This window comes from Neisseria sp. HMSC073G10 (assembly GCF_001812605.1).
Classification (GTDB): Bacteria; Pseudomonadota; Gammaproteobacteria; order Burkholderiales; family Neisseriaceae; genus Neisseria; species Neisseria subflava_A.
This window is the reverse complement of sequence record NZ_KV809536.1, coordinates 87,698-109,571: the sequence shown is the minus strand read 5'-3', so window position 1 is coordinate 109,571 and position 21,874 is coordinate 87,698. Positions and strand designations below refer to the sequence as shown.

General features: G+C 48.5%; 22 protein-coding genes and 1 tRNA gene. 13 read left to right on the top strand and 10 right to left on the bottom strand.

The window, feature by feature from the left end; translation table 11 throughout:
• Positions 1–146 precede the first annotated feature (146 nt).
• Together HMPREF2865_RS08635 and HMPREF2865_RS08630 are read left to right on the top strand one after the other, a co-directional pair.
• The gene (locus HMPREF2865_RS08635) at positions 147–1,538 is read left to right on the top strand and encodes a 3'-5' exonuclease family protein (protein ID WP_070646748.1); all 1,392 of its coding nucleotides are present in this window, start codon (positions 147–149) and stop codon (positions 1,536–1,538) included.
• Between the two features lie 198 nt (positions 1,539–1,736).
• Entirely contained in the window at positions 1,737–2,528 is a 792-nt protein-coding gene (locus HMPREF2865_RS08630; RefSeq protein WP_070646747.1) for a Cof-type HAD-IIB family hydrolase, read from the top strand.
• A gap of 67 nt (positions 2,529–2,595) precedes the next feature.
• Here the strand turns inward: HMPREF2865_RS08630 and HMPREF2865_RS08625 are convergent, their stop codons facing one another.
• The 4 genes from HMPREF2865_RS08625 to HMPREF2865_RS08610 form a co-directional block, all read right to left on the bottom strand.
• Positions 2,596–2,802, bottom strand: a complete 207-nt coding sequence (locus HMPREF2865_RS08625) for a DUF2788 domain-containing protein (RefSeq protein ID WP_003747401.1) — start codon at positions 2,800–2,802, stop codon at positions 2,596–2,598.
• Positions 2,803–2,890: 88 nt separating this feature from the next.
• Positions 2,891–4,060: an O-succinylhomoserine sulfhydrylase gene (metZ, locus tag HMPREF2865_RS08620; RefSeq protein ID WP_070646746.1), complete on the bottom strand. Its 1,170-nt coding sequence runs from the start codon at positions 4,058–4,060 to the stop codon at positions 2,891–2,893.
• A gap of 143 nt (positions 4,061–4,203) precedes the next feature.
• Positions 4,204–4,764, bottom strand: coding sequence for a DUF3465 domain-containing protein (locus HMPREF2865_RS08615; RefSeq protein ID WP_070646745.1), 561 nt, complete (start codon positions 4,762–4,764; stop codon positions 4,204–4,206).
• Between the two features lie 121 nt (positions 4,765–4,885).
• The gene (locus tag HMPREF2865_RS08610; protein WP_070646744.1) at positions 4,886–5,686 is read right to left on the bottom strand and encodes a hypothetical protein; all 801 of its coding nucleotides are present in this window, start codon (positions 5,684–5,686) and stop codon (positions 4,886–4,888) included.
• 161 nt (positions 5,687–5,847) lie between these two features.
• Between HMPREF2865_RS08610 and HMPREF2865_RS08605 the strand changes: the two genes are divergently transcribed.
• The 3 genes from HMPREF2865_RS08605 (at position 5,848) to HMPREF2865_RS08595 (ending at position 7,348) form a co-directional block, all read left to right on the top strand.
• On the top strand, positions 5,848–6,099 hold the full coding sequence (locus HMPREF2865_RS08605; RefSeq protein WP_003680526.1) for an NGO1151 family protein: 252 nt from the start codon (positions 5,848–5,850) through the stop codon (positions 6,097–6,099).
• A gap of 76 nt (positions 6,100–6,175) precedes the next feature.
• A complete protein-coding gene (locus tag HMPREF2865_RS08600; RefSeq protein ID WP_004521100.1) occupies positions 6,176–6,979 on the top strand; it encodes a basic amino acid ABC transporter substrate-binding protein in 804 nt (267 codons plus the stop codon).
• Positions 6,980–7,108: 129 nt separating this feature from the next.
• Entirely contained in the window at positions 7,109–7,348 is a 240-nt protein-coding gene (locus HMPREF2865_RS08595) for a putative hemolysin (protein ID WP_070646743.1), read from the top strand.
• Positions 7,349–7,414: 66 nt separating this feature from the next.
• Here HMPREF2865_RS08595 and serS read toward each other — a convergent pair whose 3' ends face one another.
• Both serS and HMPREF2865_RS08585 read right to left on the bottom strand, forming a co-directional pair.
• On the bottom strand, positions 7,415–8,710 hold the full coding sequence (serS, locus tag HMPREF2865_RS08590; RefSeq protein ID WP_070646742.1) for a serine--tRNA ligase: 1,296 nt from the start codon (positions 8,708–8,710) through the stop codon (positions 7,415–7,417).
• A 124-nt stretch (positions 8,711–8,834) separates the two neighbouring features.
• Positions 8,835–8,910: transfer RNA gene (locus HMPREF2865_RS08585), tRNA-Glu, on the bottom strand.
• Between the two features lie 133 nt (positions 8,911–9,043).
• Here HMPREF2865_RS08585 and rdgC point away from each other — a divergent pair.
• The 4 genes from rdgC to dcd all read left to right on the top strand — a co-directional run bounded on the left by rdgC (position 9,044) and on the right by dcd (position 11,949).
• Positions 9,044–9,943, top strand: a complete 900-nt coding sequence (gene rdgC, locus HMPREF2865_RS08580) for a recombination-associated protein RdgC (RefSeq protein WP_070646741.1) — start codon at positions 9,044–9,046, stop codon at positions 9,941–9,943.
• 77 nt (positions 9,944–10,020) lie between these two features.
• Positions 10,021–10,803 carry an ADP-ribosylglycohydrolase family protein gene (locus HMPREF2865_RS08575; protein WP_070646740.1) on the top strand — a complete coding sequence of 261 codons (783 nt, stop codon included), beginning with the start codon at positions 10,021–10,023 and terminating at the stop codon, positions 10,801–10,803.
• 22 nt (positions 10,804–10,825) lie between these two features.
• On the top strand, positions 10,826–11,257 hold the full coding sequence (locus tag HMPREF2865_RS08570) for an MORN repeat-containing protein (RefSeq protein WP_070646739.1): 432 nt from the start codon (positions 10,826–10,828) through the stop codon (positions 11,255–11,257).
• Positions 11,258–11,382: 125 nt separating this feature from the next.
• A complete protein-coding gene (gene dcd / locus HMPREF2865_RS08565) occupies positions 11,383–11,949 on the top strand; it encodes a dCTP deaminase (RefSeq protein WP_070646738.1) in 567 nt (188 codons plus the stop codon).
• A 55-nt stretch (positions 11,950–12,004) separates the two neighbouring features.
• Here dcd and HMPREF2865_RS08560 read toward each other — a convergent pair whose 3' ends face one another.
• A complete protein-coding gene (locus tag HMPREF2865_RS08560; protein WP_070588146.1) occupies positions 12,005–12,826 on the bottom strand; it encodes a posphoenolpyruvate synthetase regulatory kinase/phosphorylase PpsR in 822 nt (273 codons plus the stop codon).
• Positions 12,827–13,242: 416 nt separating this feature from the next.
• On the opposite strand from HMPREF2865_RS08560, the gene ppsA reads away from it, so the two are divergent.
• The 3 genes from ppsA to HMPREF2865_RS08545 all read left to right on the top strand — a co-directional run bounded on the left by ppsA (position 13,243) and on the right by HMPREF2865_RS08545 (position 17,257).
• Entirely contained in the window at positions 13,243–15,627 is a 2,385-nt protein-coding gene (ppsA, locus tag HMPREF2865_RS08555) for a phosphoenolpyruvate synthase (protein ID WP_070646737.1), read from the top strand.
• A gap of 270 nt (positions 15,628–15,897) precedes the next feature.
• The gene (locus HMPREF2865_RS08550) at positions 15,898–16,602 is read left to right on the top strand and encodes a peptidoglycan DD-metalloendopeptidase family protein (RefSeq protein WP_070646736.1); all 705 of its coding nucleotides are present in this window, start codon (positions 15,898–15,900) and stop codon (positions 16,600–16,602) included.
• 172 nt (positions 16,603–16,774) lie between these two features.
• Positions 16,775–17,257, top strand: a complete 483-nt coding sequence (locus tag HMPREF2865_RS08545) for a hypothetical protein (RefSeq protein WP_070646735.1) — start codon at positions 16,775–16,777, stop codon at positions 17,255–17,257.
• A gap of 60 nt (positions 17,258–17,317) precedes the next feature.
• On the opposite strand, the gene HMPREF2865_RS08540 is transcribed toward HMPREF2865_RS08545, so the two are convergent.
• Complete coding sequence (locus tag HMPREF2865_RS08540) at positions 17,318–17,512, bottom strand: YbdD/YjiX family protein (protein WP_049343946.1); 195 nt, start codon at positions 17,510–17,512, stop codon at positions 17,318–17,320.
• Positions 17,502–19,583, bottom strand: a complete 2,082-nt coding sequence (locus HMPREF2865_RS08535; protein WP_070646734.1) for a carbon starvation CstA family protein — start codon at positions 19,581–19,583, stop codon at positions 17,502–17,504. The genes HMPREF2865_RS08540 and HMPREF2865_RS08535 overlap by 11 nt, the downstream gene beginning before the upstream one ends.
• A gap of 330 nt (positions 19,584–19,913) precedes the next feature.
• On the opposite strand from HMPREF2865_RS08535, the gene HMPREF2865_RS08530 reads away from it, so the two are divergent.
• On the top strand, positions 19,914–20,657 hold the full coding sequence (locus HMPREF2865_RS08530) for a pseudouridine synthase (protein ID WP_036493902.1): 744 nt from the start codon (positions 19,914–19,916) through the stop codon (positions 20,655–20,657).
• Positions 20,658–20,716: 59 nt separating this feature from the next.
• On the opposite strand, the gene alr is transcribed toward HMPREF2865_RS08530, so the two are convergent.
• Entirely contained in the window at positions 20,717–21,775 is a 1,059-nt protein-coding gene (alr, locus tag HMPREF2865_RS08525; protein WP_070646733.1) for an alanine racemase, read from the bottom strand.
• Positions 21,776–21,874 lie beyond the last annotated feature (99 nt).

The window sequence follows — 21,874 nt, the reverse complement described above, 5'->3', positions numbered from 1 at the left end:
CAGATACTCTATCCAACTGAGCTACGGGTGCATCAAGAAAGATTTGAATTATAGAGAGTGGGCTGTTTCCTGTCAAGCGTTTTATTTGGAAAACTTGCAGACAGCGTGTAAAATGCGCATTTGCTATTGAATTTACAGAGAATAAAATGTCAGATTTCGCACGCTGGCCGCTCTTATCCGAAGCATTTTCCCGTTTGGGACGGCCTGTGGTCGTGGTGGATTTGGAGACGACCGGTGGAAATTTCTATCAAGACAGGATAACGGAAGTCGCCCTTGTTCGTTTTGAGCAAGGACGCGCCACACATTACGAGCAATTGGTCAATCCTTGCCGCAGCATTCCCGAATTTGTTGCCAGGCTGACCGGAATTCATGATGAAACGGTGAAAAACGCGCCTGTCTTTGCCGATATTGCAGCCGATTTGTTGCCGTTGTTGCAAGGTGCTGTGGTTGTTGCTCACAACAGCCGCTTTGACTATACCTTCCTGCGCCACGAGTTTGCCCGTATTCATACTGACTTTGCCGCACCCTCGCTCTGTACGGTTCAACTGTCGCGCCGCCTGTATCCTGAGTTTTACAAACACAGCCTCGACAGCATTATCGAACGCACCGGCATTCAGACGGCCAACCGCCACCGCGCCATGACCGATGTTGCCGCATTGTGTGATTATCTCGAATTAAGTCTGGCAGAAAAAAATCATCAACAATGGGACGAACACGTCCGTGTATTGATGAATCCGAAAATGTTACCCACTTGGCTGCCTGATTCACTTGCCCAACAGCTCTATGCCCTGCCCGACAGTTACGGCGTATTGGTTTGGTTTGACCATTTCGGCAAAGCCCAAGCCATTGAAGCACATGAACGCGCATACAGTGAAACCGCCACCCTGCTGCACAGCAAAAAACTGCCGCCGCACATCAAAGCCGCAGCCTCCATCCGTTTTATTCCGGCAGTCGGACAGCTCCATACATTATGGCTCAAAGCCCAGACCATGCAGGAATACCAACTGATGCCGTCTGAAAAGTCCACATCGTTTTCTACCGTCCGCTTTATCGCGGACGAACACGGCAGCCTTCAAGCACGCATTGTCTTGTTAAACAGCGGCACCAGAAACTGGCGTCCTTACGGTTTGTTTGCCCACAAAAAAGCAGCCAAACGCGCTTTGGCGCAATGGTCGCAAGAACACAGGCTCTGCCCGGATTCGCTCAATATTTTGCCGACCAGCTACGCAAAAGGAGAACCCTGCCCAGTTGAGGCCGTCGGAAAATGCAATGGCAACTGCCGCCAGCCAAACGGCATCAAACATCAAAACCAACGCATTACCGAGCTTGCCGCCCTACTCCCCGTAACCGATTGGGGCAAAGCGCACGAAATTGAAATTACCGAAACCAACCCCCTGACTGGAAACAGCATTACCCTGCTCTGCGCCGGCGGCGCGTTGGCATTGCCTGATGGAAGCTGGTATTTCGACAGCAGCCTGCCTATCGTGATTAAAAATAAATTCAGGCAAGACAAAGAAAATATCCGTTTGATTGCTTAAAACAAGGCCGTCTGAAAACCAAATTTTCAGACGGCCTATTGTGAATAACTTTCCGCTTTATTCCCAAAATAAAAATCTGCCTAAAATTTAATCAGAACTTATTTTTTTAATAGCAATCAAATACTAAACCAATTTATACACAAGCTGTTCACACAATTTTCAATGAAAGCTGTGTATACCCAGCCCAACGAGTGAACCATGAACAATCCTGAAATCATCTTCTTTGACATCGACGACACCCTCTACCGCAAATACACGGATACCTTACGTCCTTCGGTTGCCCAAGCCATGCGCGCATTAAAAGCCAAAGGCATTTTAACTGCCATTGCCACCGGCCGTCCGGAAGCCGCCATTCCCGCCAAAGTCAAAGCCTTGATTCAAGAATGCGGTATCGACATGCTCGTTACCATCAACGGCCAATATATTTCCTTTCGCGGCGAGCCCCTGCAAAGCTACCCCTTGGATATTGCCGACATCGAAACCGCCATCAACCTGCTTGAACAACACAAAATAGACTACGCATTCGTCAACAACCAAGAAATTGCCGTTTCCTCTCATTCGCCGCGCGTTGTCGAAGGCTTATCACATATCCTGCCCAACTTTTTAACCGACAAAGAATATTTCCGCAAACAACCTGTTTATCAAATGTTGGTCTTTGTGGATAAGGAAGAAGAAAAAATCCTGCACCCACTAACCCAGCAACACGGCTTCAAATCTGTCCGCTGGCATGAATATGCTGTGGACCTGCTGCGCAAAGAAGGTTCAAAAGCACGGGGCATCGCCCACGCAGTGGAAAAACTGGGGATTGATATGAGCAAAGTAATGGCATTCGGCGACAGCTTCAACGACTTGGAAATGCTGTCAACCGTCGGCTTTGGCGTTGCCATGGGCAATGGAGAAGAAGCTGCTAAAGCTGCTGCACAATTCGTCTGCCCAAGTGTTGATGAAGACGGCGTATTGCGCGGCTTGCAAGAATTGGGCGTCATTTAAACCATCAAATCAAAAGGCCGTCTGAAAAAATGTTCAGACGGCCTTGTTCTATCTATAAACTTTCTGCTTACTTTGGCAATACCAAAAAGCTAATCAGCAATTCTTTAAACACGAATCCAAACACACCCAAGCCCAAAACCAAGAAGAGCATGGCAATGCCGAATTTGCCGGCTTTGGATTCTTTACCCAAGTTCCAAACGATAAAGCCCAAAAAGATAATCAGGCCGGTGAGGAGAATTTTCATTGCCCACGAGGCAAATTCTGCTTCAGACATTATTTTTTCCTTTTATTCTTAAGATGTGTGTTTAATTGCTTTCAGACGGCCTATTAAAATTTGAGGCCGTCTGAAATTTGTTTTTAGATTATTTGTTCAATGCTTGTTGCAAATCATCAATCAAATCGTCGATGTGTTCCAAACCGACAGAGAGGCGGATCAAGCCCGGGCGGATATTGGCGGCGAGTTTTTCTTCAGGCTGCATCCGGCCGTGCGTGGTTGTCCACGGATGGGTGATGGTCGAGCGTACATCGCCGAGGTTGGCAGTACGGGAGAAAAGCTCCACGCCGTCCACGACTTTCCATGCGGCTTCTTGGTCGGCGACTTCAAAGCCGATGACGATGCCGCCACCGTTTTGTTGCTTGCGGATAAGCTCTGCCTGCGGATGGTCGGGCAAACCGGTGTAATATACGGCTTGGACTTGCGGCTGTTGTTGCAGCCATTGGGCGATTTTTAATGCATTGTCGAACTGTTTTTCCATACGCAGCGACAAGGTTTCTACACCGCTCAACAACTGCCATGCGTTAAACGGCGACATCGCCAGCCCGCAAAAGTTGCAATACATGGCGACCTGCGTCATCAGATCTTCCGAACCCGCCAACACGCCACCCATGACGCGACCGTGTCCGTCGATGGCTTTTGTCGCGGAGGAAACGGAAATATCCGCGCCATGTTTCAAAGGCTGCGAACCGGCTGGCGACAGCAGGCTGTTGTCCACCACCAAAAGCGCGCCGATGCTGTGCGCCAATTCTGCTAAAGCTTCCAAGTCGGCAACTTCGCCCAAAGGGTTGGACGGCGTTTCCAAAAAAAACAGTTTGGTATTGGGCTTGATGGCCGCTTTCCATTCATCTACATCAACCGGCGATACATGGCTGACTTCGATGCCGAACTTGGTAACGATGTTGTTGATGAAACCGACGGTCGTGCCGAACAGGCTGCGGCTGGAAACAACGTGGTCGCCTGCTTGCAAGAAGGTAAAAAACGCCGCCTGAATTGCAGACATACCGGTCGAAGTGGCTACCGCGCGCTCTGCGCCTTCCAATGCGGCAATGCGTTTTTCAAAAGCGGCAGTAGTCGGATTGGCTGTACGGGTATAGGTAAAGCCTTTAATTTTTTTGGAAAACAAATCTGCCGCATGTTGTGCGCTTTCCCACATGAAGCTGCTGGTCAAAAACAGCGCCTGATTGTGTTCGCGATATTCGGTCTGCTCTTTGCCGCCCCGGATGGCCAGCGTTTGCGGATGAAGTTTTTTGTTCATTTATTCTCCAATCTACTGTGTATTCCAATGGACGGAACAATATTTTCCGTCTGTTTAACTTGTTAACATTTTGCGCCGATTTCTACCATCTTTCAAGCCGAAGGCCGTGTTTCGGGCCGTCTGAAAAAACAGGAAAACCGTTTTTACTGATAAAGGCGGCCATCGTGTTTCAACCAGCCGTCAGTATGCCGGCCTGCCGGATCATGATGCGTCCAATGGATAACGCCGCCCTGCTCCGACCATTCATATTCGCCGTAAAACGCTACTTTATCACCTTTTTTCAAGCCTTTGATTTTATCGGCCAAATCGATATTATGCGCCACCAAAAGCGTTTGACCGCTGGAAAGCTTCAAGATAAAGCGTTGATGGCGCGTGCCTTTGTTGTCATCCGGGAGGGTTTTCCATACCGTACCCTCGCCCTCAACCTGAATATCGCTTTGCTCGTTTTCAAACGCCTGTTTCAAAACCGCTTCGGCTGATTCTTTGCCCGAACCGATTTGCTGCTGAGCCGTATCGGCGTTTTTTCTACCCGAATTATTTTGTTTTTGAACAGCTTCTATTTTCTGCTGATTCTGCGATTGTACCGGCTGCTTGTTTTGCATTTTGTTATAGGCAAATACGGCAACCAAAGCAATCAGCAATACAATGATTTTATTTTTATTCATAACAATCTCAAAAAAAATGCCCGATTCTGCATCGGGCATATCAACTATTTAGAAAGGATATTTATCACGAAAACGTGAGCCGCTATTATACATGCTTCGTAAAATTTTAAGGGAAATTTACGCCGAAGGCCGTCTGAAACTTTTCAGACGGCCCAGATACTCAACGGCGGTATTTCATTTCAGTCTTCATATCGTCCAAAATACGTTTGACGTTGTGTTCCAATACATCCTCCACCAAGCCCGGCGCCTGCTCGTTCAACATTTGCTGCAACTGATAAGTGAACACGGCCATTTGTTTTTGCACAGCAATCCGAATCATGCCGTTGACCGCATCGGCCACATGGGGACGCAAACGCTTAATCAGGCGCTCGGTCAACTCTTTTTCAGAAACGCAGAATACTTCCCTACGGCCGATCGCTTGCGGGTTCAATACATTGATATGGACATTGATGGCCGGTTCTTGTTCAAGGCCGTCTGAAACCGCCTCTTCAGCCGCTTCCGCATCATCATTTTCTGGCTTTTCAGTTTCTTCCACTTCAGGCGCATCAAAATCTACGGCACCTAATTTCGGATTCAGTCTGACGGTGCGCGTTGATTCGATATGGCGCTCTGAAGCCGCAGCCTGCAACGCCGATTGCGCGCTCAACCAGTTATCCTGCAAAACCACCATCGCATCGGTTTCCACTGCTTCGCCATCGTCTGCAAGGGCAGTATTGTGTTCCAACTGCCAACGGTACAAATATTCTTCCAGCACTTTTTCACGATTGCCCGCATCCAATTTATATTCTTTTTTAGCCGCGGTTTTGGGCGCAGCTTCGACAGCGTCGTCCGATTTTTTGACCAATGGGGCATGAGTCGGCACGGTATTGAATTGTCGTGCCTGACGCAATCTTTCCAAGCGTTTTTCCCAATTCAGGTCTTCTTCCTCGAGGGCTGTGGGGTCAAGACGGTTGTTTTCCATAATAATCTCGTTTTTTCATTTTTATTGTGAACCGCATTCAAACAAAAAACGCTTGAACTGCGGCCGATGGTTGGACATATCCGGCAAGCCGGCGCAAGCGTCACATTTTAATATTAATTCACTATATAATCACTATTTTATTTAATACTCAAGGATACATCATGAGCAGCATCGAACAACGCCTCGAATATCTGGAAGAGGCCAACGACGCTTTGCGTATGCAAAACCACGTCCTCGCCACCGCACTCAAAGGCCTCATCCGCTCCCTGCCCTCCGACATGGCCAACGATGCCGTAGAATCCATCCAGCTTGCCTTTGAAGACGCGTTGGCGGAATTGAGCTATGAAGACAGTCCGCACACCGACCTCTTCCATGACGTAACCTACGCATTTTTCCGAGAAAAAGACCACTAATTTCAGCTAGTTTGTTCACAAAATTATGCTAAACTAAGATTTTATCCGTTAACATTTTATTAAGAAAGCACATATCATGAACATGAAAAAATGGCTGGCCACTGCCCTCGCTTGTTCCGCCCTTGCCCTGACTGCCTGCGGCGGTCAAAGCAACAATGCCTCTGCTCCTGCCGATAAAGTGTACCGTGTCGGCTCTAACGCCGAGTTTGCCCCATTTGAATCTTTGGATTCTGCCGGCAAAGTAGAAGGTTTTGACGTAGATTTGATGAATGCCATGGCCAAAGCCGGCAACTTCAAAGTCGAATTCAAACACCAGCCATGGGAAAGCCTCTTCCCTTCGCTGAACAACGGCGACGTGGACATCGTAATGTCCGGCGTAACCATCACTGACGACCGCAAACAAAGCATGCTCTTCAGCGACCCATACTTTGAAATCACCCAAGTCGTCCTCGTTCCGAAAGGCAAAAAAGTATCTTCTTCCGAAGACCTGAAAAACATGGCCAAAGTCGGCGTGGTAACCGGCTACACCGGCGACTTCTCCGTTTCCAAACTCTTGGGCAACGACAACCCGAAAATCGCACGCTTTGAAAGCGTTCCCCTGATTATCAAAGAATTGGAAAACGGCGGTTTGGATTCTGTAGTCAGCGACAGCGCGGTTATTGCCAACTATGTGAAAAACAACCCGACCAAAGGTCTGGATTTCATCTCCCTGCCTGACTTCACCATCGAAAACTATGGTATCGCTGCACGCAAAGGCGACGAAGCCACCATTAAAATGTTGAACGATGCGCTGAAAAAAGTACGCGAAAGTGGCGAATACGACAAAATTTACGCCAAATACTTTGCTAAAGAAGGCGAAAAAACCGAAGCAGCCAAATAATCTGGTTTGACTTCTTAAACTCAAGGCCGTCTGAAAACTTTTCAGACGGCCTTTAATCTGGTTAACGCCATTAAACGCAAGCGTCCCCTATAATCCGCTTGTTTTTATCTTTCAAATGAAAGACACACCATGATCAAACCCATCATCCTCAGCCTCGCTGCCGCAACCGCTTTGGCCGCCTGCTCCGCTTCTGAAAAACAAGAATCTCCTAAGGTCGGAGCAGCCAATCCGGCTTCTGAATTCTGCGTCAAACAAGGCGGCAAATCCGAAATCAAAAGAGACAAAGACGGCAACGAATACGGCGTGTGCCACTTGCCTGACGGTACCGTTGTCGAAGAATGGGAATATTTCCGTCAACACAACAAATAATTACTCAATCATAGAAAAGGCCGTCTGAACCCAAGTTTCAGACGGCCTTTTTCTTTTAAACAGCGATTATTTTACTTCCAATTTGGTCACGCCACCCATATACGGTTGCAACGCAGCAGGAACATTAATGCTGCCGTCGGCATTTTGATGGTTTTCCAAAACCGCCACCAAAGTACGGCCGACTGCCAAGCCTGAGCCGTTCAAAGTATGCACCAAACGGTTTTTACCGTTTTCATCTTTGAAACGCGCTTTCATGCGGCGTGCTTGGAAATCTTCGCAGTTGGAGCAGCTGGAAATTTCACGGTAAGTATTTTGCGCAGGAACCCAAACTTCCAAGTCGTAGGTTTTGGTTGCGCCGAAGCCCATATCGCCGGTGCACAAAGTGATCACGCGGTATGGCAGTTCCAACGCTTTCAAGATATTTTCAGCATGGCCGACCATTTCTTCCAGCGCCTCGTATGATTTTTCCGGATGAACGATTTGCACCATTTCCACTTTGTCGAATTGGTGTTGGCGAATCAAACCGCGCACGTCTTTACCGTATGCGCCCGCTTCGGAACGGAAACATGGGGAATGCGCAGTCAATTTCAATGGCAAATCGCTGCTGGCCACGATGCTGTCGGCAACGGTATTGGTCAGCGTTACTTCGGCGGTCGGAATCAGATATTGCGTTTTCTTGCTCTCATCACCGCCGCGGGTAACGTGGAACAAATCTTCTGCAAATTTAGGCAGTTGGCCTGTGCCCTGCAGAGTCAGATCATCCACAATGTAAGGCGTGTAATGCTCGGTATAGCCGTGTTTCAGCGTGTGCGTATCCAGCATGAACTGAGCCAAAGCGCGATGCAGACGGGCGATTTGGCCTTTCATCACGGTAAAGCGCGCGCCGGAAAGTTTCGCACCGCCTTCGAAATCCAAGCCCAAAGGCTCGCCCAAATCAACATGGTCTTTGATTTCAGAGTCAAATTCTCGCGGCGTACCGACTTTGCGGACCTCAACGTTTTCAGTTTCGTCTTTACCGACAGGCACACTTTCATGCGGTAGGTTCGGAATGCTCAGCAGCCAAGCATCCAATTCTTTCTGAACGGCATCCAAATCAGCGGCAGCCTGCTCCAAATCCGCCTTGATTTGGGCAACCTGATCCATCGCAGCTTGAGCCTCTTCGTGTTTGCCTTGGCCTTTCAACGCGCCAATTTGTTTGGAAATACTGTTGCGTGAAGCCTGCAACTCTTCTGTTTTCACTTGAACGGCTTTGCGTTGTTCTTCCAAAGCGTTGAAACGCGCGGTATCAAACTCGTAACCGCGGGCGGCCAAACGTTCGGCAACTGCGGCGGTATTGCTGCGGAGCAATTGGATGTCTAACATTGTTTTCTCTCATTAAGATTCAGAATGGCATTATTGTAAACCAATTTAAAGATATTTTCACAGCGACAGGCCGTCTGAAAACAAAAAACGCCCCTGCAAAAGCAGGAGCGTTTTTTAAGAATTTTGGCACGCCCACGGGGATTCGAACCCCGGTTGCCGCCGTGAAAGGGCAGTGTCCTAGGCCTCTAGACGATGGGCGCGTAACCGAAGCGCGAACTATACAGAAACCCTTTTCTTCTGTCAACGCCTTTACTGCTTTTTTAAAGATGTTGCCGATTTCCGTATGTTATTTTCCCTGTATAATGCCGGTTTTAATAAAAAGGAAAACTCGCCATGTGGTTTAAGCAAATCAGTTTTTATCCGCTCAACAAAGACAAGTTGCCCGAATTGGAAGTCCTTGCCGACAAATTGGTGCAATCCGAATTTGCCCATTGTCAGGGTTTAGACTGGTTTAGCGAAGGCTTTGCCACGCCGGTTTCCTTTTCGCCCGAGCTGGTTTTTCCTGCCGATTACACTTGGCGCGTTGCTTTGAAAAAAGAAGAAAAAGTCCTGCCAGCCGGCGTCATCCGCGATATTTTGGATGAAAAGGTTTTGGAAATCCAAAACAACGAAGCGCGCAATGTCGGCCGTAAGGAAAAACAAGAGCTGAAAGAACAGATTACTGACGACCTGCTGCCCCGTGCCTTTACGCGCAGCAGCCGCACACAGGCGATTTTCGACACGCGCCACGGGTATCTTTTGGTCGACAATGCCGCATCTGCCAAAGCGGAAAACATCCTGACCAAACTGCGCGAAGCCTTAGGCGGTTTGGAAGCCTCGTTGCCCAACACCAAACAATCGCCCTCCTCCCTAATGACCAGCTGGCTGCTGCAAGGCCATTGCGAAGGCGGTTTTGAATTGGACAGTGATTGCGAACTCAAAGGCGTAGGCGATGTTGTTCCGGTCGTCAAAGTTTCCAAACAAGACCTGACCGCCGACGAAGTGGTACAACACGTCAAAAACGGCAAAACCGTTACCCAGCTGGGCTTGGTATGGCGCGAACAAATCGCGTTCATCCTTACCCAAGACTTTACGCTCAAACGCATCCAGTATCTGGACGTTTTGCAAGAAGAAGCCGAAAGCAACGGCGACGATGCAGCCAGCCTCGCCTTTGCCTCACAAATCCTGATGACCGAAGCCATCAGCACCATGTTGGAAGAACTGGTTTCTTATTTAGGCGGCTGGCAAGAGTAATTTTTCAGACGGCCTTTCGATTGGGAATATCAAAGGCCGTCTGAAATATAAATAGAAGTATCAGAAAGGATGTCATGATGTTGGGCGCAGTCATTGGCGATATTGCCGGATCACGATTCGAGTTTGACAACTACCGTCACACCGATTTTGACATTTGCAGCCCCGACAGCAACTTTACCGATGACACGATTTGCACTGTTGCCATTGCCGACTGGGTTTTACAAGGCTGCAACGATCATTTGGCCTCTATTTTACAAGGCTGGTGCAGGGCATATCCCTGTCCAAAAGGCGCATATGGCGGCCGCTTCTCACAATGGATAGAATGGAAAGATCCAGAACCTTATAATAGCTGGGGCAACGGCTCGGCCATGCGTGTTTCTGCCGTTGGCTGGGCATTTGCCACATTGGAAGAAACCCTGCATTTTGCCGAACAATCCGCCGCCGTAACGCACAACCACCCGGAAGGCATTAAAGGTGCGCAAGCCGTAGCTGCCGCCATCTTTTGGGCGCGTACCGGTATGGGCAAAGCGCAAATCAAAGAAAACATTACGCAACAATTCGGCTATGATTTGAGCCAAAGTTGCGACCAAATCCGCCCGCATTATCATTTCAACGAAAGCTGTCAAGAAACCGTACCTCAAGCAGTTACCGCCTTTCTTGAAAGCGATGATTTTGAACACGCCATCCGACTAGCGGTTTCCCTAGGCGGCGACAGCGATACCTTGGCAGCCATTACCGGCAGTATTGCCGAAGCCTACCATGGTATCCCTGCATCCATGTGCGAACACGCTTTAGCCATATTGCCACGCCGTATTGCTGAAACCCTGCTGACTTTTGAATCCCAATATCAGGCCGTCTGAAACCGCCTGCAAAAAGGAATAAATGATGAAATACCTCGCCCTACTCCCTATCGCCTTAATGCTGGGTACGCCTGCCATTGCCAAAACCATCAATCCTTATCAGGAAAAAGGTTGCGCTTATGATGGCGATGTCGGCAAAGACGGCAAACCGTCCGGCAAAGGTACATGGAAATGCCAAGACGGCCGCAGCTATGTCGGCTCATTTAAAAACGGCAAATTTGACGGCAAAGGCGCATATACCGTTTCCGGGAACGGCGAAACCTTTATCGAACCTTTCTCCTCCAACAGCGCCAAATTACGCAATATGACGCTGGAGGGCGTGTTCAAAAAAGGCAGGGCGCACGGAAACTTTACCGCCTCCCAAAACGGCACACCCGTCTTCATCATGAAATGCGAAGACGGTATGATTAAAGAAGTCAAACTGGCTAAGAAATCTGCTTCCAAAACCAAATAAACAGACTTTCAGACGGCCTTATCCAGCTTTTAGGCCGTCTGAAACATCAATTAACAAGCCAGCCTAAAGGCTGTTGTATTGATTTCAAAGAATTTCCAAACAACCCTTACCCCAGGACAACCACCATGAGCATTAAATCCGACAAATGGATACGCCGCATGGCCGAAGAACACGGCATGATTGAGCCGTTCGAGCCCAACCAAATCAAAGAGGCCAACGGCCAACACATCATTTCCTACGGCACATCCAGCTACGGCTACGACATCCGTTGTGCTAATGAATTTAAAATCTTCACCAATATCAACAGCACCATCGTCGACCCGAAAAACTTCGACCCGAAAAACTTCGTTACCGTCGAAGACGACTGCTGCATCATTCCGCCCAACTCCTTTGCTTTGGCGCGCACAGTCGAATATTTCCGCATCCCGCGCAACGTCCTGACCGTCTGCTTAGGTAAATCCACTTACGCACGCTGCGGCATCATCGTCAACGTTACTCCGTTCGAACCTGAGTGGGAAGGCTACGTTACGCTTGAGTTTTCCAACACCACCCCCCTGCCTGCCAAAATCTATGCAGGCGAAGGCGTGGCTCAAGTCTTATTCTTTGAAAGCGATGAAGTCTGCGAAACTTCATACAAAGACCGAAACGGCAAATACATGGGACAAACTGGTGTTACCCTGCCTAAGACTTAAATATACAAAATAAAAAAGGCCGTCTGAAATTTCAGACGGCCTTTTATCATTTCATTTAGAAACGACGTTTCAACTTACAAGCCTGCAAGATATGAACGGCGAGTTCTTCCACAGATTTATCCGTTGTATTGGTAAACGGCACTCCGTGGCGTTTGAACATATTTTGCGCATCGGCAATCTCGCTGCGGCAAGTATCGATTTTGGCATAGGTCGAATTAGGACGGCGCTCATGACGGATAGCCTGCAGACGCTCAGGTTGAATGGTCAAGCCGAACAGCTTGTCTTTATAAGGTTTGACCATACGCGGCAAATCGGTCGATTCCAAATCATCGGGAATCAATGGATAGTTTGCGGCGCGGATACCGTATTGCAGGGCCAGATAGAGACAGGTCGGCGTTTTGCCCGAACGGGACACGCCCATCAAAATCACATCCGCTTCCTGCAGGTTTTTATCGCTGACGCCGTCATCATGATTCAGTGAAAAATTGACCGCCTCCATACGCGCATCATAGCGTTGGGTATTGCCGATACTGTGGTGCCCCTGCCGGGCGGCAACCGCCTCCGTATTGAGTTCCTTTTCCAAAAGACCGAGAAAGGTTTCAAAGAAATTAATATGGAACGCATTGGCTTTCTTGATGATTTCACGGATTTCGTCATTGACCACACTGACAAAAGCAATCGGGCGCACGCCGAATTTTTCAGCTGACTGGTTGACTTTGTCTACAACAGCACGCGCTTTTTCAGGCGTATCGATAAACGGATAGGTATGGCGTTTGAACTCAACATTGCCAAATTGGTTCAGCAAGGCTTCACCGATATTTTCAGCGGTCAGGCCGGTTCGGTCGGAAATATAGAAGACTTGGCGTGGATCAGTCATAATGAATCCTCTTGAGGGTAACGTTTCAGACGGCAATCATAGCAGTTACAGCCTTTGCAATAAAGCGATTCCCGACAGATTACACAGGATTACAACAAATTTGAACAATTTTTAAATTGGCACAAAATTTTATTTTTTGCTATTTTGTAGAATTTTATTCCAAGTTTGCGAAATAAATTTCGATTCTTAAATTTATTAACTTATTTTGTTTTCCATATTTAACAAGAAGATAACACGTAAAAACATGAATCTGATATTCACATTTCAGAAGGCTACATGCCTGAAAAGCACAATATCACAGACGAATTTGTGATTTTTAAAAAGATAAAACACATGACAGCCATCAAACGAATGGCTACAATAAGCAGGCGGATTTGTTTCTTTTTTAACATTTTTGGATTGGATTGGACACACAAATGGCCGAAAACTACGTTATTTGGTTTGAAAACCTGCGTATGACTGACGTTGAGCGAGTGGGCGGTAAAAATGCCTCTTTGGGCGAAATGATCAGCCAACTGACTGAAAAAGGCGTGCGCGTTCCCGGCGGTTTTGCAACCACAGCCGAAGCTTATCGTGCTTTCCTGGCTCACAATGGTCTGAGCGAGCGTATTTCCGAAGCCCTGAAACAACTGGATGTTGAAGACGTTGCCGAATTGGCGCGCGTGGGTAAAGAAATCCGTCAATGGATTTTGGATACTCCGTTCCCTGAGCAGCTGGATGCTGAAATCGAAACAGCTTGGAACAAAATGGTTGCCGATGCCGGCGGTGCGGACATTTCCGTTGCCGTACGTTCTTCCGCAACAGCAGAAGACCTGCCGGATGCTTCTTTCGCCGGCCAACAAGAAACCTTCCTGAATATCAATGGCTTGGATAACGTTAAAGAAGCAATGCACCATGTATTCGCTTCCCTGTATAACGACCGTGCCATTTCTTACCGTGTCCACAAAGGCTTCGAACACGACATCGTTGCCCTTTCTGCCGGCGTACAACGCATGGTGCGCTCTGACAGCGGTGCTTCCGGTGTGATGTTCACTATCGATACCGAATCCGGTTACGACCAAGTCGTTTTCGTTACCTCTTCTTACGGCCTGGGCGAAAACGTCGTACAAGGTGCAGTAAACCCTGACGAATTCTATGTATTCAAACCTACTTTGAAAGCAGGCAAACCGGCTATCCTGCGCAAAACCATGGGTTCGAAACAAATCAAAATGATCTTTACCGACAAAGCCGAAGCCGGTAAATCTGTGACCAACGTTGATGTACCTGCAGAAGACCGTCAACGCTTCTCCATTACTGATGCCGAAGTAACCGAGTTGGCTCATTACGCGCTGACCATCGAAAAACACTACGGTCGCCCAATGGACATCGAATGGGGCCGCGACGGTTTGGACGGCAAACTCTACATCCTGCAAGCCCGTCCTGAGACCGTGAAATCCCAAGAAGACAGCAGCCGCAATCTGCGCCGCTTCTCTATCAACGGCGAAAAAGTCGTCTTGTGCGAAGGCCGAGCCATCGGTCAAAAAGTTGGCCAAGGTAAAGTTCGCTTGGTGAAAGATGCTTCCGAGATGGATTCCGTTGAAGCAGGTGACGTACTCGTTACCGACATGACCGACCCGGATTGGGAACCAGTAATGAAACGTGCTTCCGCCATCGTGACCAACCGCGGCGGCCGTACCTGCCACGCAGCGATTATCGCGCGTGAATTGGGTATTCCGGCTGTTGTAGGTTGTGGCGACGCTACCGATCTGCTGTCCGAAGGCCAAGAAGTTACCGTATCTTGTGCCGAAGGCGATACCGGCTTCATCTACTCCGGTCTGCTGGACGTACAAATTACCGATGTTGCTTTGGACAATATGCCTAAAGCGCCTGTAAAAGTCATGATGAACGTTGGTAACCCTGAGTTGGCATTCAGCTTCGCCAACCTGCCTAGCGAAGGTATCGGCTTGGCTCGTATGGAATTCATCATCAACCGTCAAATCGGTATCCACCCTAAAGCCTTGTTGGAATTTGACAAACAAGACGACGAGTTGAAAGCTGAAATTACCCGCCGTATCGCAGGCTACGCTTCTCCTGTTGACTTCTATGTCGATAAAATCGCGGAAGGTGTGGCAACTTTGGCTGCTTCGGTTTATCCACGTAAAACCATCGTCCGTATGTCTGACTTCAAATCCAACGAGTACGCTAACTTGGTGGGTGGCAGCATCTACGAACCACACGAAGAAAACCCAATGTTGGGCTTCCGTGGTGCAGCGCGTTATGTAGCCGATAACTTCAAAGACTGCTTCGCACTCGAGTGTAAAGCCTTGAAACGCGTTCGCGATGAAATGGGCTTGACCAACGTCGAAATCATGATTCCATTCGTTCGTACTTTGGGTGAAGCGGAAGCTGTTGTTAAAGCCCTGAAAGAAAACGGTCTGGAACGCGGCAAAAACGGCCTGCGCCTGATCATGATGTGCGAGTTGCCAAGCAACGCTGTATTGGCAGAACAATTCCTGCAATACTTCGACGGCTTCTCCATCGGCTCTAACGACATGACCCAGCTGACCCTCGGCCTCGACCGTGACAGCGGCTTGGTATCTGACTCCTTCGACGAGCGCAACCCTGCCGTTAAAGTGATGTTGCACTTGGCAATCTCTGCCTGCCGCAAACAAAACAAATACGTCGGTATTTGCGGTCAAGGCCCATCAGACCATCCGGACTTTGCCAAATGGCTGGTTGAAGAAGGTATCGAGAGCGTATCGCTTAACCCTGATACCGTCATTGAAACCTGGCTGTATCTGGCTAACGAATTGAACAAATAAGTTCGATAAGACAAAAATCCCCTGCCCGTTTATCCCGGCAGGGGATTTTTATTGCCTTATTCAATGCCATCTGAAAAAACTTTCACTTTCTTTTACCTTGCTAAAAAAATCCTTTATCATCAAAATGATAAAAAAATATGCCGATATATCTACAAATTTTCAATGTTAATATACTGCCTTTCTGTATTTTACCCCATGCCTTTTGAGTGAACCTTTTTTCACTCTTCCCATCTATCATACACAGCATAACGATACATTTTGAAATAACCCATGAATACAAACTTTATTTCCACCTTTCAGACGGCCTTGAAACGTCTGGCACTTATCAGCACCATTGCCGTCTTAGCAGCCTGCGCCGGCAACAATACCTCTTCCAACCGCGCCGTACCTGACGGCTACTACAAAGTCCGCCCTGGCGATACCCTGACCCAAATCGCCAAACGCTACGGACAAAATGTCAACACACTGGTTGCATGGAATAACCTTCCCAACGCCTCACAAATCGAAGTCGGCCAAGTATTGCGCGTCCGCCGTCATGTCGCCCCACGCAGCACTGCAACGCAGCAACGCCAAACCACTACTGTCACCCCGATCAACCGATTGAACCTGCAATGGCCAACCGATAACGCTTCATCCTCCATTATCCAACGCTACAACGGCACCACCAGCAAAGGCATAGATATTGCAGGCACACAAGGCCAACAAATCCGCTCTGCCGCAGCCGGTACTGTTATCTACGTTGGCGAAGAAGTCCGCGGTTACGGTAAGCTGATTTTGATCAGCCACAATGACTACACCATTACCGCCTACGCCCACAACGACACACTTTTGGTACAAAAAGATCAAAAAGTCCAAGCAGGCCAAGTTATCGCTACCATGGGCAGCAGCGATTCAGACAACGTCAAGCTTCATTTTGAAGTTCGTCTAAACGGCAAAGCAGTCGATCCCCTGCCTTATTTGACCAGAACAAATTAATACCTCAATTAAAAGGCCGTCTGAAATAACTTTATTTCAGACGGCCTTTTGATTTGTCTTATCATAACACCCATCTCAACAAAGTGTTTACCAACTTAACTTATGTTGATTGAGTGAAAATGCCGTTATACAATAACAACTCTTTTTAACATTCTATTTTAGGTACCCTACTATGTCTTCTAACCGTATCCTTGCAACCGCATTCTTGTTTGCATCTGCATTTGCCAGCGCAGATGTCCATATTGATGAAAGCATCCCTTACCGCGACAAAGAAGAAATCGATACCCGTATCGTTTCGGAATGTTTAGAAGTAGGCAGTATTATGTCCAAATCTTTGCAAGAAACTGCAGCCAAAAGTGATGTCACAGTTGTCCGTGACGGTAAAAAACAAGGCACATACGCAGATATCGCCATTACTTCCGCCATGAGCGCAGGCAATGCCTTTATCGGTCACGCCAAAGGTATGGCTGTTTCAGCCACTTTGTATATTGACGGCAAACAAGTTGGCAAAAAAACCTTTACCCGCAATTCTTCCGGCGGTATGTTTGGCGCTTATAAAAGCTCTTGTGCCGTCTTGAACCGTACTTCCAAAGTATTGGGTTCTGACATTGCCCAATGGGTTGTCCGTGAACAAAAAAACGCTCAAGATAAATAATTTATCGAACTAAAAAGGCCGTCTGAAAGTATTTTCAGACGGCCTTTTTTCATGCCTTCATTAACAACAGCGTCCGCCGTTGCTGCCGCAACGGCGTTTGCGGCAGTAGTCTTGGAATTGCAGCTCGGTCATGACCGGCGCATTGGGATTATGTTTGCGCTGGCGGGCAACGTAGTTTTCATAATCTGGGACACCGGCCATCAAGTTTGCTGTCAACTTGATGGTTTTCCACCAAGATGCGAGCTTATGCTTCATGCTGAGCCTCCGGCTGTTTACCGTCGCGGTACACTGCTGGAATTTCTTTAGCAGTTGGCCAGCCAACTTTGCGGGCTTTCATAGCGGTACGGAAACCGTACACGGCGACAATCACGACAACTGCCAAGAACAAAGCGGTCAGACCGGCATTGATTTGGTCGTTGAAGATGATCTGTGACATTTCGCCAATGTCTTTAGCTGGAGCAAGGACTTCGCCTGAAGCCAAGGCATCGCGGTATTTGCCTGCGTGAGCCAAGAAGCTGACGCGCGGGTCGCTGTGGAACAGTTTTTGCAAACCGGCATAGCAGGTCACAAACAATACGCCGAAAGCAGGAACCAAGGTTACCCAAACATAGCGGTCGCGTTTCATTTTTACCAATACAACGGTACACATAATCAACGCTACGCCTGCAAGCATTTGGTTGGCAATACCGAACAGAGGCCAGAGCGAGTTGATACCACCCAGAGGGTCGGTTACGCCGGTATAGAGGAAGTAACCCCACAATGCCACGGCTAAGAATGTTGCAACCAAGTTGGCAGGGATAGAGTCGGTATTACCGAATGGTTTGTAGAAGATACTGCCCAAGTCTTGAATCATGAAACGGGCAACGCGTGTACCTGCGTCAACCGCGGTCAAGATGAACAAGGCTTCAAACAGCAAGGCAAAGTGATACCAGAACGCCATCATGGCTTCGCCCGGAATCAGACGGCTCATGATGTGTGCCATACCGACTGCAAGGGTTGGTGCGCCACCTGCACGGGACAGAATGGTGTTTTCGCCCACTTCTTTAGCAGTGTGCAACAAGGTTGCGGCATCAACAGGGAAGTTCAGTTTAGTGGTAATGACTTCGGCAGCTGTGTTGGCATCTGTACCAATCAGCGCGGCAGGGCTGTTCATCGCAAAGTACACGCCTGGATCAAGCGAAGCGGCGGCGGCCAGAGCCATAATGGCCACAAAGCTTTCCATAATCATGCCACCGTAACCGATCATGCGGACGTGGGTTTCGTTTTCCACCATTTTTGGCGTGGTACCTGAAGAAATCAACGCATGGAAGCCTGAAACCGCACCACAAGCAATGGTAATGAATAAGAATGGGAACAATGCACCAGAGAATACCGGGCCTGAACCATCGATAAAGTGGGTAACTGCAGGCATTTGCAGGGTTGGGTTAACAATAACAATACCCAAAGCCAAAGCTGCAATCGTACCGATTTTCAGGAAGGTAGACAGATAGTCGCGCGGAGTCAGCAAGAGCCAAACCGGCAATACGGAAGCCACGAAACCGTAAATCATAATCGCCCAAGTCAGCTGAATACCGTCAAGGTCAAACCAGTGACCAAAGGAGCTGTGGGCAACATCTTCACCGTAAATCACAGCCAACATCAGCAAAATAAAGCCGACGATGGAAATCTCGCCAATTTTGCCCGGACGGATATAACGGGTGTAAATACCCATAAACAGCGCAATCGGCATAGTTGCTGCGATGGTGAACGTACCCCAAGGGCTGTGAACCAATGCTTTCACAACAATCAGCGCCAACACCGCCATAATGATGACCATAATCATCAAAATACCGATGGATGCAATCACGCCTGGGACGGTACCGAGTTCTTGTTTCACGATATCGCCCAAAGACTTACCGTCACGGCGCATAGAAACAAACAGTACCATCATATCCTGTACGGCACCGGCAAATACCACGCCGAAGATAATCCACAAAGTACCGGGCAGATAACCCATTTGCGCTGCCAATACAGGACCAACTAGAGGGCCTGCGCCGGCAATGGCGGCAAAGTGGTGGCCGAACAGTACGCCTTTATGTGTGGGCACATAGTCCAAGCCGTCATTGTGGCGTTCTGCCGGAGTCAGACGGTTAGGATCAAGCTGCATCACACGGTTGGCAATGTAAAGACTATAGAAACGGTAGGCAATGCAGTATACCGAAATGGCGGCCGTAACCATCCAAATCGCACTGACTTGCTCGCCACGGCTGAGAGCTAAAGTAGTAAAGGAGGCCAAGCCTACCAAAACCACAATGCCCCAGATCAAAAATGATTTGAGCGATTTCATTGATTTATCCTTAAAACGTGATGCACCAAGGCTTGCTTTAGCGACAAACTGCCTTAATGCGCTTCAGAAAGACCAGTCATTATAGTCTTCATGATTTCATGAGTGGAATGTCATTTCAACCCCAATTCGACTGAAAACAAAATGATTAGTTCGTCCGTAAGGTTAACACAAACAGACAATATACCCTTCATTTTTTACTTCAAAACTAAATATTCCTTAACATATAGCAAACGAAAGGCCGTCTGAAAACCCAAATATTCAGTTTTAAGACGGCCTGACAAACGGTCAATGCTATAATCCGATATTCCCATTTCTCTATATTGCCATACCATGCAAAACAACGATTCCGAAACCATGCGCCTCTCCAAACGCATGGCGCAATTAGGCTTATGCTCGCGCCGCGAGGCAGACAGCTACATCGAGCAAGGCTGGGTCAAAGTCAACGGCCAAACCGCCGTACTCGGTCAAAAAGTCACCGAGCGCGACCGCATCGACCTCAACAAACAAGCCCATGAAAAACAAGCAGCGCGCGTAACCATCCTGCTGAACAAACCTGTCGGCTACGTCAGCGCGCAGGCAGAAAAAGGCTATAAGTCTGCCGCAGAACTCATTACCGCCGACAACCATTGGGAAGGCGACGATAGCCGTATCCCTTTCAGCGAAAAGCACAAATTCGGCTTAGCCCCTGCCGGCCGCTTGGACATTGACTCCGTCGGATTATTGGTGCTCACCCAGGACGGCCGCATTGCCAAGCAACTGATTGGCGAAAACAGCAGTAGCGAAAAAGAATACCTCGTCCGCGTCCGCGGCAAACTGGACGACAAAGGCCTCGCCCTGCTCAACCACGGCTTGAGTTTGGACGGAGAGAAATTGCGCCCCGCCAAAGTCGAATGGCAAAACGAAGACCAGTTGCGCTTTATTTTACGACAAGGCAAAAAACGACAAATCCGCCGCATGTGTGAACTGGTCGGCCTGCGCGTTGTCGGTTTGAAACGCATCCGCATGGGCAAAGTCAAACTCGGCCGACTGCCGCCAGGCAAATGGCGTTATTTACGCGCTGACGAATCGTTTTAATTGCAGATAACAAAAAGGCCGTCTGAAAACATATTTCAGACGGCCTGATCTTTTACTGCTTACTCGATATACGTAAACTTCGCACGTTTGATATTGCAAAGGATTTCGTATGGAATCATACCGGCAACTTCGGAAACTTCATTGATATTAATCACATCACCCCAAAGCTCGACTTCCGCGCCCAAGCCCTCTTTCGAGGCTTCCAGCTCAACCGTAATCATATCCATAGATACCCTGCCGATAATACGGCTGCGTTTGCCATCCACAGCCACAGGAGAATTAGTGGAAGCGCGACGCGGATAACCGTCGGCATAGCCGCAGGCAATCAAACCGACACGGGTAGATTTGCTGGTGTAGAACGTTGCGCCGTAGCCAATCGGAGAATGCGGTTGCAACACGCGCTCGCCGAAAACACGGGAAGTCAGGCGCATAACTGGTTTCAAACGCTCATCCACGCCGCTGAAAGGCGAAACACCATATAAGGCCAGACCGGCACGTCCCCAATCGCGGCGCGCTTCAGGCACGTTCAAAATCGCGGCGGAATTGGCCAAGCTCTCTTCGCCTTCCAAGCCTTCACACGCCAAGTCAAACGCTTCAATCTGCATTTCGGTCATGCCGTTTTCCGGCTCGTCCGCGCAGGCAAAATGGCTGAATTTCACAATATTTTCAACCGATTCGGATTGTTTCAATGCAGTATAGGCCGCGGCATAGTTATGCGGAAAGAAACCGGCACGGTGCATACCTGAGTCCATTTTCAGCCATACAGTTGTCGGATGTTGCCACTCATGATGCACAAACGCCTCCAGCTGCCATTGACTGCCGATTGCCGGCCACAAATCATAACGGTCAACATCCGCATACTCCGCAGCATCAAATACGCCTTCCAACAAAACAATCGGATTTTTAATGCCGTTTTGGCGCAGCTCCACGCCTTCATCTACCGTTGCCACCGCAAAGCCGTCGGCAATATCCGCCAACGCGTGTGCGCATCTGACCGCGCCATGCCCGTAAGCATCAGCCTTAATCACAGCCAACAATTTATTGCCGTGCAACTCTTTGAGAAAACGATAATTTTGACGTAAATTATCCAAACGGATTTGCGCATTGAGCGGACGCATAATGTATTCCTCTTATCGGCTTCCGTTTCAGACGGCCTGCCCCATTACTTTGAAGCAAATATTATAGGTCAAAAACTACACAGGATTCCATGAAATACA